Genomic DNA, 12,075 nt, shown 5'->3' with positions numbered 1-12,075 from the left:
ATATAAAAGTACAAATTATCGAATTCGTTTCATTAAAGCTATATAAAATGGAAGAATTAAAAGAGAATATTTAAATAGGAATAGGAAACTCCAAGAAGAACGAGAAACTGCCATAGACAAGCTACACTTTTCCAAATTTCTATTTGTTGAAAAGTCAACTAAACGTGATTTTAGTAGTTTATATTTACTAAATAGATTATACCATTTGTCAACAGTGTCATACTCATCGAAAAAGATATCCTCTTGAAAAAGATACCAGTTTCTGGAAATCATATATTTTAAAGATTCAAATTTTCCAATTTTATTTGCTTCACTTACCATCGCGTCTATTATAAACCTATAAGATTCTTTCAAATTTTTACATTTTCGATGTACTGCAGAACTGGAGTAGATCACATGAATATAACCTTCATTTGAGACAATCGAATAAGTTAACTCATGTAAAGCCAATAACATATTAAATAGAGAATCACTTCCATTCAAACCTTTAGGCATATTAAACTTTACCCTACAACGGCGAATAGTAGAGACTTTATACATTTTATTCCAAGAGTCACTTAAATGCAACTTTAGAAAATCCTTACTATTGTAACCAGACAAGAACGATGGAGTCGTCACATAAGGCAAAGAAGATTCTTTGCTTTCCCAAAAGGATGACACGTCCTTTAAATATACCCCATCAGCAGTCTCAAAGCGAGTTCCACACACACAGATATCAGAGTCATCTTTTTGCATTTTAAGAATCATCGACTCAACGTAACCCGGACTAAGATAATCATCTGCATCAATAAAACTGATATACTCACCTTTCGCCAACTCCAGACACAACTGCCTAACGCTACTCAAACCGCCATTCTCTTTTGTTACAATATGAACACGTTTATTCGATCTATATTTCTCAATCTTGCCTAAAGAGTCGTCTTTGGAGCCATCATCAACAATCAGAATCTCTATATTATTATAAGTCTGTCCTATTACAGACTCCAGACACCTTTCTATATAAGGCGAATTATTATATGAAGCTATAGCAACTGTTACAAGAACTCCCATTTACTTTAAAATCTTCTTTTTAATAAAATCAGTGATAAGTGATCTTTCAGACACATTCATTCCTAGATAGAATGAAGAAACAATAACGCAAATGCCACCGACTACAGACACAACAAATAAACGCAAATATGACTGGGCCATTATAATATGCAATCCTATTGGTAAGGCGCAGGCCGCAATACTAAGCAAGAAACACGGCCAAATAACCTGTTCAATGTATTCTCTTATAGAAAACTCCACTATTGAACGTAGTATTATAAGGCACAAACCTTGTCCTAATAACATAAAAATAAAATAAAGAACAAATACTATTTCAGCAGAAGAACCATGCTTCAAAAAAACATATGCTACGGGTAAGAGAAACAGACTAAACAATGTAGTTATAGTTTGATACTTTCTCATTTTTCCTGTTGCATGCACTACGAAAGATGTAGGAGGGGTAAAAACGTGAATAAGCGAAGCACCAACTATCAAAACAACAAATGCCGATGTGTGTTCTGGGACATTGGCTCCCAGCCAAAGATGTAGCAATGATTCTGCTTCCAACATTACAGGCAACGCAAAAATAAAAACTGATATATAACACATTTTGCTCATGCTATACATTATATTAAAAGTCCTACGCAGATTTCCCTGCGCATAAGATTGTGTCAATTGAGGTCGTGATGCGGTCGTTATGTTACCAATAAAACTCTGCACGCCATTTAATACTTGATATGCAATACCTCGAGCAGCATTAACGACTGGACCAAAAAAAGCATTAAGAAGTAAATTTAATCCCTGCTCTTTCATAACCCCACCAAATGATCCAAATAAATTCCAACCGGAAAAAGAAAGCATATTCTTCAATAACTCCCTATCAACTACAATTCGTCCTTTTAGTTCCAAGAAATGATTCTTTGCGTATATATAATACAATAGAAAATCTAACGCGCTTATAATTATTATCAAGAAACCATAAACAATTAGTGAATCCGCATTAAAAAGGGGTAAAACTAGTACTATAATCAATTTCAAGAAAACATCAACAATACTTACTATTGCATAATAATCCATCTTTTCATGTGCTGTGATAGCTGCACTATATGGGACGTTTATCACTGTGAAAAGTATTGAAACTACCGAAAACTGGAATATATACCGCGCAGCATCAAAACGATCTGGCGGTATTACTAGTTTATTGTGAAGATACCAGAGCCCAAAAGTTTCAATAGCTATAGTTACTATTATTGCTATAGTAATTTGAGTAACTAATGCACAGTGATAGACTTTACGAGCACCTTCTACACCATTCTTACCTAATTCAAAATTATAATACCTTTGTATACCATTATTCATAGAGGTATTTATAAAAGCAAACATCGTCACGAAGCCGCCTACCACATTATATATTCCATAGTCCTCTACCCCTAATACTTGGAGTATTACACGCGATGTGTAAAGCCCTATTGCTAAAACGACTACCATTCTTATAGTAAGTAACATAGTGTTCTTTGCTATAAGTTGGTTATTTCTTGATACCGATTCCTTATTAATTGTCATTTTTATCTTTTTGATATTTTAACTGGCGGGAGTCAACTATATTTTTCATTTTATAAAACTCGTTAAAGCGAATACTTATAGGCTGATACGACCTCCATTCATCGTAAAACAATGAAAGAAATTCATCATATTTAGAAGGTATTATTACAGGAAAGTTATGGAATGACGCCTCGCTTTTTTCAAAAATCCCCCTTGGCAATATGATAGGGCCGCCATAGCCATTCCAATTGGGGCATTCTTCTAAAGAATATTGTGAGCACAATTTTCTTTGAATAGCATTCAATTTTTTTGATGTAAAATAAAAATACCTATTTCTTTGCAACCATTTTATTAATCGATCCACGAAAGAAACACCTTCAGATGGAAAATGATCTTGCATATACTTTGCGTGCCTTATTTTTTTATATTTAATACACTTCTTTATAAAAGGATCTCTTTCTTTTTTATCTTCTGGCACACCTATAAGAAAAAACACATCCACATGGATTGCCTTCCAGTCATATCCTTTTCTGCACACTCGTAAACAATTTGTTGGATAATTAGGCATTGTATCGGTAAAAACATAATAATAATCGGCACCTAGGTCATTTTTCAAGGCATTTCTCAATTTGTCTAATTCTGAGAAAGGTGCCAATAAATCAATGTCATAATCCCAAGGAATTTGACCTCCATCTCTTTTAATACCTAGTAGTGTTCCGAATGCAGCCCAATATGACAAATTGTTCTTTCTACAAACCCTATCAAATTCTTTTAGTATATCTGCAGCAATTGTCTGGTATTCTTCAAATTTATCAAGTTCTGCATCTATAAATGTGTGAACTTCCTTCCTAAACTCTTCTGAATTCATATTATTCGTAATTTTTTATATTGAAATAAAGTCTTCTTTTGTATAGAATGCCTCTATTAATCTTATAATAGTATCAGTAGTAGCTGGTTGAATATAATTGCAAGTTCTACTATCTTCCACTGCTTTTAAAAATGTAACAATTTCGTATCTAATACCTTCACCATCCAATTGATAAAAATATCGTTTGTTATTTACAGGGTTTTCATACCGAACCTCAAAGTAATCAGTCTTCCACCATGGTGCTGGCACATAGACATAACCCTTCGTTCCAGAAATAATCAATTCGCCTTCAGATTTAACTCCTTTACCAACCTTTAATGATGCTACTGCATGTGGATAAACAAAGGCAACTTTCGTAAATGTATCAAAATGCTCACCTATAAGATGAGACGTTATCTGTTTACTTACATAGTTGGTACCAAGTAACTGAAAAATCGGCAGCATGGCAGTCGGCCCCCAGGCACAGATGCTATTCCATGTATGCGATGTTGGCTTTCCTTCTTTTCTTTCCAGATCCGAAAGGCTTGTACAAATACTATCTACAGATTTAACATCCCCTATCACTCCACTTTTTATTAAAAGCATCATGCGATTATATGCAGTTGAATAAGCTGTTTTCAATGAATCTACTAGTTGCAAGTGGCGCTCCTCAGATATCTTTTTCAATTCTTGATAGCTCTTTACAGAAATAGCTACAGGCGATTCACATAACACATGTTTTCCTGCAAGCAGTGCGGCTTTGACCTCTTCATAATGCCTGGCTGGATGTGACGCAATATAAACTGCATCACAAACATCAAAGAGATTATCTATAGAATCTGTCACTAATGGCAGACCCTTTAGCTCATTGGAAAAATCACTATCATCATGCGTACATACCCCAGTTACAGTAACACCATTAACATAATGGCATTCTGACGCAAATTTATTAAGAACAATAGACTCTCCTACTAACCCAATCCGCAATTCGCGTTTTTCGGCTCTTATCTCTGAACTGGAAACTCCCTGCGTTCTATCCAAGTAGACGACCTTGCAATACTCACTTAAATAGTCAAAATGCCCTTTCCAATCTGAACCTACAGTGAAAATGTCAACACCATAGCGCTTAATATCATCTATTTTCTGCCCTTCATACTCTTCGACTATTATCTCGTCTGCAAGCCCTGTTGCCTTAACTGCCTCTATTCGCTCCATTAGGGGCTGTTGCACGTTTATCTTTCCACGAGTCAAGTCAAAACTATCAGCAGTTACGCCTACAATGAGGTAGTCGCCTAAAGCTTTAGCTCTCTCCAAGAGCCTGATATGACCATAATGTAGCAGGTCGTAAGTACCGTATGTGATAACCTTAACCATAATCAGATGAATTTCTTATCTCTTAAATCCAAGAATGCAGAAATCAGCTTATCGTAATCCTCTTTTTGCAAATAGCCAATATGACCAACACGGAAGATGGTATCCTTCATATCACCACCATTAGGACAAATCCACATTCCATACTCATCCTTTATCTTCAGGAAGATTTCGTAGGCAGATTGTGTTGTGGGATGCAGTGGCGTAACAGCATTAGAAAGACTCTCTGATACAATCTCAAATGGTAGGTTATACTCAACCAACTTGTCACGGAAATACTTAGCCAAGTCGGCACAACGTGCAATCTCAACACCAGCACCTCCCATTGCTTCGATTTCCTTCAGACGAACATTAATCTGGCGAAGAATGCCCACAGCTGGAGTCCAAGGCGTTTGTCCTCGCTCCATATTCTTTAGAGCCAGCTTCAGGTCGAGATACTGACAACAACACTTATTCTCTTCTACACGCTTCAATGCAGAAGGAGCAAGTATCATCACGGCAATACCAGGAGCACAAGCCAATGCTTTCTGCGAACCAGTAATCATGATGCCAGTATTCGTAGCAGTCATGTCAAATGGATCACAGAGGAATGTGCTTATAGTATCAACAATCAAGAAAAGATTATTGCGCTTGCAGAAATCTGAGACCATATCAATGTCATAGTGAACACCAGTAGATGTCTCATGCTTCTGCATCAGGAAAGCAGTATAACCTTTACCCTCGTATGCTGCAAGATGTTCTGGCTTCAATGCCTTACCATGCTCCAATTTGATTTCAGTAAAAGGAATTTCGTGAAGAGTCAACAATTCCACAAAACGCTCACCAAAGCTACCACCATTAATAACAAGTGCCTTATCGTTCTTATTAAGACAGTTGATGATAGCAGTTTCCATACCACCACTACCTGAGCATGTCATGAACACTACCTTACTATCTTCGGTAGCATTTGCAAACTTTTTCACTAAACGCTCATTCTCAAACATTATTTCTGAGAACTCTGCGGTTCTAAAATAAGGCACTTGTTCAGCACCAATTGCCCGGACAGCATCTGAAGACTGTACAGGACCTACTGTAAAGTTTATCATATTACATGTAAATTTCTTCTAATTCATTATTCAATCCATCTATTTCATTAATGGGAGTATTGCGAAAACGGAGGTAAGTTTCATATTCTTCCTCTGAACTAAATTCATCAGATGAAGCCATTCCACCCGTTAATATATCTTGATACGCTTCAAATTGCCAATCAATTTTCAAAAAGTTGCGGTTGTTATCCAAAAAATCTGATAGGCAGTCAATTAGGCCTCTCCTCATTTCTTTGTAAAATGCCCCCCCCCAGATTTGCCATTTTGTTCAAATAAGAACTATCAAAATGTCTATTAAATACTCTGTCGTAAATAGTATTATATCCCCCCTCATATAGTTCGTCTATAGCCTGCATGTGGTCACTCAAATAGATTCTGGGCGTAAGATTCTTTTTCTCTTTTAGAATATCCAAATACAACTTGAGAATCTCCCTCCAAGTCATATTTTCGCTTGAAGCAATCTGAATAACCTTTCCAAAGGCATCTTGATTATATACTAACTTAGAAATAGCCAAGGACACATCATAGCCATATGTAAGCGTCGTTTGTTTATCAATAATGTTTTTATTGATGACCAAATCACGCCCTTTCAATATACGGTATAGCCATTGCTCCTTTTCGTAGATACCAAGTTGTAACCGTTCATTACTATAAGTAATGTAAGGTCTTATAATCGTATAGTTTTTAAACCCGGACTTGGTTATCAAATCTTCTTGCCTTGCCTTTCGTAAAGCATATCTATTAGTGGCGAGAAAGTCTTTATCTTGTGAGACTTCCAGTAACCTGGGAGAGCTTTCTGTTATAGGTATTATAGAGTTTGCATAAACACGGCTTGAGGAAAACCATACATACTGCCCACATGATGACAGCAGGAAATTACATCTATCTGCGAATTCATCAAGATTATAGTTCATAAAGTCAATAATCACATCATAATGTTCAGACAATAATGACCTCATGAAATCATTATCACGCGCATTTCCCTTGATGTATTTTAGGTAAGGAAGAGTGGATTCACGATTTGAACGAGAAGTAACATCAATCTCGTATAACCCTGTTTTTGAGAGAATTTCAACTAAATAAACTCCCATGGCCCCTGTTCCGCCAAAAACCAATATTTTTTTCATCTGCTAATCTCTGTTTTGTACAACATTCAATGCCGTAGATTCTTCTTCTGCAGAAACAAAGCACTCGAACACTATAGGCATTTCTGTTATCTCGGGAGATACGAAACGCTGATATGCCTTTTCAAATTCTTCTTTATTTGATGCTGCTAAATATTCAAATCCCAGATCCTCTGCATAGTGACGGACTAAAGCACTGGACTGTTTTCCAAAGTGACCTGCCGCAGCAACATATGGTTCAACTTCATCTTCAAGCAAGCGATAAGCCATTGCGTAACACTTTTTAAACTCAAAGCCCAATCCATTGTTGACTAGTAAAATTCTCAAGTTACTTCCTATGTGCCTGTTTCCCAAAGAATTCAAGTCATAGAAGAAAGCTAAATCTCCAGTAATACCGAAATACAATTTATTAGCATTTGCCAATGAAGCACCTACTGTCAGAGAGGATGCTCCATCAATACCAAAACCACCAAGAGGGCAATATACGTTTACCGCAGGTTTAAATTCTGCATAATTCCATACACGCAAAGTGTTAAGAATACTCAAAACCACAGTAGAGCCATCTGGAATCTGGGGGGCTATACGTTGAGCTATCCACGTGTTTGAGAATGACATTTCATCCAGTCTTTTATTACGAAGGCAAGCATAATCATTATAGACTTTTATACATTCATCATAATACAAAGTCTCTTTACTTTCTTTATTAGCATAATGTGTAAAGAACAGTGTTTCTGGCATTTCAAAGACGTGGCTCATATTTTTGAAATAATCTCTAATTTCCCCGTCTTCTGATACGCGCCAAGTTTCCTTACTTTTTATCATTCGTGGTGCACCTTCTTCACCTGTAACCTCCCCTATATGAATAAGAATATCTACCGTATAAGCAGGAGTGTTCGCTCTATTTAAAGAAGCTTGATTTATGACTAATGCAAAGGGAATACCATACTTCCCTTTATAATTACTAGTATGATCACACAGAACCACCGCATTATTTGTCTCACAGAACCTATCTACACTTTCTGTCAATTCTGGTGTCCACTTCTTATGGGAACCAACAAAAATAGCATTCTTTGTTCCTGTTATTACAGGAAAGACATCTGTTTGGGAAATCCTTCTTATAACACGTGCGTCTGGGAAAGACGTTGCTGTTAGTGCAGTTTTCTCATTATATGAGTAGGTCGTAATCAGATTCAGATGAACAGGGCCTCCTCCATGACGCCTTAATTCTGTCAGAGCTTTATTAGCCTGTATCTCACAGAAGCACTCGTCAGCCTTATCATTACACGTAGGAAGCTCTATACTGATTTTACAGACATCATTGGGTGGAGATGTTCTATCAGTCACCTGCGGTGTTAAGTGTCCTATTGCTCTGTTCGGTTGCGATGAAGTCAAGATAAGAATTGGCATTTTGCTATAATATGCTTCGGTCGCACCAGACATATAATTTCTTGCTGCGGTAGCTCCCGTACAACTGATAATTACCGGCTCTCCTGATTCATATGACAGGCCACAGGCCATATATGCAGCAGAGCGTTCGTCAACACTTGAATATATTGTGAAATACGGATCATGTTGAATACTGCCAATGAAAACCGAATTTGTTGTACCTGGCGATGCTACTACTTTACTGATATTATGCGCTTTCAGCAATGAAATCAGTATCTGATGGTTTCGTTCGTTTGTATAATGTCTTTCCATTTGGGTTGTTTTTACTTAGATAAAACCGTAAGTTCGTTTCTTAGAAATGCTATAGAATCTTTCCTGACAACGTCTATTAAAGCATGAACCTTTTCATAATCAATAGTATTAGGGCATTCTTCATCGCCTGATACTAGCATTCTATTATTTAGCCCCATCAATTCAGTGAGCTCCTGTGTCTTGTTGTCGCATTGCTCACGTGAGAATCCATAGAACAACTTGCGGAACTGAACACTCATAATGATTCCATGGAAAGAATTGGTAACAATGCATTCTGCATACTTAATAAGTGAAAGGAATTCCTCAACACCAGCTTCATACATCATCATATGTCCTTTTTCCGCATTTGTGGCTCTAAGACTTATCTCAACTATCTTCAATCCCTTTTCCTTTGCCATTTGTTCTGCAAAGGCTTCCATTTTCTTATTATAGCGACGGGAATATAGAAGGAGATACTTTTCTGGGACTATTCTTTCAGCGGTAATCGTTTCATAGTCTTGGGATGTCAGCAATAATGTAGGATCTACCACCCTCTGAACAGGAATGCTTGTATGGCTCTTTACATAGTCTAACATCAAGTTCTCTCGCAAACCTATACTCTTAAAGTTTTTGAGTCTTTCATTAAGCGTATTATATTTTTCATCGTTAAAGTGAGGGTCACCAAAACTTGCTGCATAAGCCACACTGCGTCCCCTCATACAGTCAAAGTTTGCATAATAGCCTTCTACAAAGCCTTTAAACTCAGTAAAGCAGAAAATTGTATCGCTACCACATACAAAGCCATCTATACCCTCGTCATTTACAATTTCATTGAAGTCACTATCATGATACTTTTTCTTTGTACGACGAAATCTATTGGTATAGAAATCTTCAAATTTCTTATAGTTCTCCTTTATAGCTGGCATTGTTAACTCTACCATACGGCGAGATTCCTCGTCAGTGTCCCACATCCGTTTGAACGGATTAAGCACATCACAATCCTCCAGCACTTTCGGACAATAGTCTATAAGTTTAGACTGCACTCCTATATCTTTTCCTATTCTATCAACTGCCTGGCTAAGGGCCCACGATTGTAAGGCCGAGCCATAATTAGTAAAATTGCAATTGATATTATAGCTTACTATACCTAAATTTTTCATCTTCTAATATTTCTTATTAAATTTCAATAGAAAGCCTTCGATGCATAAAAGTTGGGCAGGCCCGCTGATATTGAACCTTTGTTTTATGAGAGACCAGCGGGTTCCCCGCCCTTTATATGGTTGCGGCATATAAGAGCCAAAGGCTGCACGTAAGGCCTGTTGGCTCTGTGCCGCAAAAAACTATATTTTCAATTTGTCAATCTCTAGTTTTGCATTACTCCAAAGGTCATTGATTACTGGTTTCAAATCTTTGAGTTTTGCTGTCTCTTTTTTTATTTCGATCTGTTTATCCAATTTTACTTGCTGATCGCTTGAATCGTTCATGTCTTTGAATAATAGCAAGAAATCGCGTATCTTCTCTGTTATAATATCTACTGTCTTTCTATATTCTTGGATTAATTCATTGCAATCACCATCATACAATATTATGAACGAATTAAGATCCTCTGTCAGTTGTCCATGAAAAGATTCAAGGCGGGCCTTAGCTTCTCTGTATGGTGTTGAGAAATCTACATATACACCTATAAAGTTTGCAAGATCCATTTTTGACAGTCGAACGGATACCTCAGAGCGAAATCGGAGATAATACTCTTGCTTACGTTTTGTTTCCTCTAAATCGGCATTTGCTTCTAGTATTCTTGTATTCTCTGCCTGATTTTCCTGAATAATTCGAGTATTCTCCTTTTGATTTGAATTGATAATGGCTTGATTCTCGTCTTTATTCGACTTAATTGTGTACCACAAGATAACAAATGAAATCAAGCCTGTTATTACAGCACCGAGATAATTACCCCAAAACGTTATCCAGTCAGACTCTTTTCCACCATAGTCGAAATATGCATCTACATGAGATAAATGTAATACTGGTGCCAATATTACTGGTAACAGAATTAGAAATGTTATCAGAAGCAAAGCAACAAGTATATTTTTTAATATTGGTCTCATATTTTATGCGCTAGCCGATAAATTTTCTTATCTCTCTGCAAGAGTGATAAACACCATTTGGGGGAATCGCAATGTGGCTGCAAGCCTCTTTTCGGTTATATGACTAGAGCCAAGTTGAGCTTCGCTCGAGCCTGCTCACGCTTGGAAGTGCTGATGCGAGCATCGCGTTTCTCTCGCTCAATCGCAGCCTTCATGTCAGTTTATACCAGATTAGGAATTCCGTTTAACTCGTTCTGAATGTAGGTCAACGAAGCAATCTTGTCCTTAGTTTCCTCAACAGTCAACAGTTTTGTATTATTGCTATTGAACTCTGTAAGCACCTCGCGCTTGGTATCTCCCTTAGAGAAATACTTATCGTAATTCAAATCACGATTATCAGCAGGTACACGATAGAAGTTGCCCATATCCTGAGCCTTAGCGCACTCCTCATTGGTCAAAAGAGTTTCATACAGCTTTTCTCCATGACGAATGCCAATCACCTTAATCTCAGGTTCAGTACCCTCTGGTGCCTGGTGCTTGAACAGGTCACGCACAGCCTCAGCCTGAGTCTGGATGGTACAAGCAGGTGCCTTCTGTACCAAGATATCACCATTCTTACCATTCTCAAAAGCAAAGAGTACGAGATCTACAGCCTCTTCCAAAGACATGATGAAGCGAGTCATCTTAGGCTCGGTCAACGTAATAGGATTACCCTTACGGATCTGGTCAATCCAAAGAGGAATCACCGAACCACGGCTGCACATCACATTACCATAACGGGTGCAGCAAATCTTAGTGTCACCACTCAAGCGGCTTTTAGCCACTGCTATCTTCTCCTCAATGGCCTTGGTGATACCCATCGCATTGATAGGATAAGCTGCCTTATCGGTTGAAAGGCAAATCACGCACTTTACACCTGCATCAATAGCAGCATCCAGCGTATTATCTGTACCAATCACATTGGTCTTCACAGCTTCCATGGGGAAGAACTCACAACTGGGCACCTGTTTCAGGGCGGCTGCGTGGAACACATAGTCCACGCCCTTCATGGCGTACTTCAGTGTGCTCTTGTTGCGCACATCACCAATGTAGAACTTGATCTTGTTGGCTACCTCCGGCATACGTGCCTGAAAATCGTGACGCATATCGTCCTGTTTCTTCTCGTCACGCGAGAAAATACGAATCTCTCCGATGTCTGTACGGAGAAAACGGTTCAACACTGCATTTCCAAACGAACCGGTTCCACCGGTTATGAGCAATACCTTATTTTCAAAAACACTCATAATTGTTTATCTGATTATTTATTCGAACACAAA

The 12,075-nt window shown here is 37.7% G+C and carries 11 protein-coding genes; all 11 read right to left on the bottom strand.

Annotated elements, in window-relative coordinates:
• Nucleotides 1-15: 15 nt before the first annotated feature.
• The 11 genes from Q0R57_RS02610 to Q0R57_RS02560 all read right to left on the bottom strand — a co-directional run bounded on the left by Q0R57_RS02610 (nt 16) and on the right by Q0R57_RS02560 (nt 12,042).
• Nucleotides 16-1,050 carry a glycosyltransferase family 2 protein gene (locus Q0R57_RS02610; RefSeq protein ID WP_294743635.1) on the bottom strand — a complete coding sequence of 345 codons (1,035 nt, stop codon included), beginning with the start codon at nt 1,048-1,050 and terminating at the stop codon, nt 16-18.
• Nucleotides 1,051-2,592 (bottom strand): hypothetical protein, encoded by a 1,542-nt coding sequence (locus tag Q0R57_RS02605; RefSeq protein ID WP_294743633.1) that lies wholly within the window; start codon nt 2,590-2,592, stop codon nt 1,051-1,053. It abuts the gene before it with no gap.
• The gene (locus tag Q0R57_RS02600) at nt 2,582-3,439 is read right to left on the bottom strand and encodes a LicD family protein (RefSeq protein ID WP_294743631.1); all 858 of its coding nucleotides are present in this window, start codon (nt 3,437-3,439) and stop codon (nt 2,582-2,584) included. Before Q0R57_RS02600 ends, Q0R57_RS02605 begins: the two co-directional genes overlap by 11 nt.
• Nucleotides 3,440-3,454: 15 nt before the next feature.
• Nucleotides 3,455-4,792, bottom strand: a complete 1,338-nt coding sequence (locus tag Q0R57_RS02595) for an adenylyltransferase/cytidyltransferase family protein (protein ID WP_294743628.1) — start codon at nt 4,790-4,792, stop codon at nt 3,455-3,457.
• A gap of 2 nt (nt 4,793-4,794) precedes the next feature.
• On the bottom strand, nt 4,795-5,874 hold the full coding sequence (locus Q0R57_RS02590; protein ID WP_294743626.1) for an aminotransferase class V-fold PLP-dependent enzyme: 1,080 nt from the start codon (nt 5,872-5,874) through the stop codon (nt 4,795-4,797).
• Between the two features lies 1 nt (nt 5,875).
• Nucleotides 5,876-6,103: a hypothetical protein gene (locus tag Q0R57_RS02585; RefSeq protein ID WP_294743624.1), complete on the bottom strand. Its 228-nt coding sequence runs from the start codon at nt 6,101-6,103 to the stop codon at nt 5,876-5,878.
• Entirely contained in the window at nt 6,084-7,001 is a 918-nt protein-coding gene (locus tag Q0R57_RS02580; protein ID WP_294743622.1) for an NAD-dependent epimerase/dehydratase family protein, read from the bottom strand. The genes Q0R57_RS02585 and Q0R57_RS02580 overlap by 20 nt, the downstream gene beginning before the upstream one ends.
• Nucleotides 7,002-7,004: 3 nt before the next feature.
• Nucleotides 7,005-8,696 (bottom strand): thiamine pyrophosphate-binding protein, encoded by a 1,692-nt coding sequence (locus Q0R57_RS02575; protein ID WP_294743620.1) that lies wholly within the window; start codon nt 8,694-8,696, stop codon nt 7,005-7,007.
• A gap of 11 nt (nt 8,697-8,707) precedes the next feature.
• Nucleotides 8,708-9,835: a polysaccharide pyruvyl transferase family protein gene (locus Q0R57_RS02570; RefSeq protein ID WP_294743619.1), complete on the bottom strand. Its 1,128-nt coding sequence runs from the start codon at nt 9,833-9,835 to the stop codon at nt 8,708-8,710.
• A 180-nt stretch (nt 9,836-10,015) separates the two neighbouring features.
• Nucleotides 10,016-10,780, bottom strand: coding sequence for a hypothetical protein (locus tag Q0R57_RS02565; RefSeq protein WP_294743617.1), 765 nt, complete (start codon nt 10,778-10,780; stop codon nt 10,016-10,018).
• Between the two features lie 200 nt (nt 10,781-10,980).
• Complete coding sequence (locus Q0R57_RS02560; RefSeq protein WP_294743615.1) at nt 10,981-12,042, bottom strand: polysaccharide biosynthesis protein; 1,062 nt, start codon at nt 12,040-12,042, stop codon at nt 10,981-10,983.
• Between the last annotated feature and the right edge of the window lie 33 nt (nt 12,043-12,075).

Origin of the sequence: uncultured Prevotella sp. (genome assembly GCF_946407605.1) — a bacterium.
Classification (GTDB): Bacteria; Bacteroidota; Bacteroidia; order Bacteroidales; family Bacteroidaceae; genus Prevotella.
This window is presented reverse-complemented; position numbering and strand designations above follow the sequence as displayed.

Bases quoted from the DNA above. Each gene is read 5' to 3' on its own strand.
- Q0R57_RS02610 (WP_294743635.1), bottom strand. From the start codon at position 1,050: ATGGGAGTTCTTGTAACAGTTGCTATAGCTTCATATAATAATTCGCCT.
- Q0R57_RS02605 (WP_294743633.1), bottom strand. From the start codon at position 2,592: ATGACAATTAATAAGGAATCGGTATCAAGAAATAACCAACTTATAGCA.
- Q0R57_RS02600 (WP_294743631.1), bottom strand. From the start codon at position 3,439: ATGAATTCAGAAGAGTTTAGGAAGGAAGTTCACACATTTATAGATGCA.
- Q0R57_RS02595 (WP_294743628.1), bottom strand. From the start codon at position 4,792: ATGGTTAAGGTTATCACATACGGTACTTACGACCTGCTACATTATGGT.
- Q0R57_RS02590 (WP_294743626.1), bottom strand. From the start codon at position 5,874: ATGATAAACTTTACAGTAGGTCCTGTACAGTCTTCAGATGCTGTCCGG.
- Q0R57_RS02585 (WP_294743624.1), bottom strand. From the start codon at position 6,103: ATGAGGAGAGGCCTAATTGACTGCCTATCAGATTTTTTGGATAACAAC.
- Q0R57_RS02580 (WP_294743622.1), bottom strand. From the start codon at position 7,001: ATGAAAAAAATATTGGTTTTTGGCGGAACAGGGGCCATGGGAGTTTAT.
- Q0R57_RS02575 (WP_294743620.1), bottom strand. From the start codon at position 8,696: ATGGAAAGACATTATACAAACGAACGAAACCATCAGATACTGATTTCA.
- Q0R57_RS02570 (WP_294743619.1), bottom strand. From the start codon at position 9,835: ATGAAAAATTTAGGTATAGTAAGCTATAATATCAATTGCAATTTTACT.
- Q0R57_RS02565 (WP_294743617.1), bottom strand. From the start codon at position 10,780: ATGAGACCAATATTAAAAAATATACTTGTTGCTTTGCTTCTGATAACA.
- Q0R57_RS02560 (WP_294743615.1), bottom strand. From the start codon at position 12,042: ATGAGTGTTTTTGAAAATAAGGTATTGCTCATAACCGGTGGAACCGGT.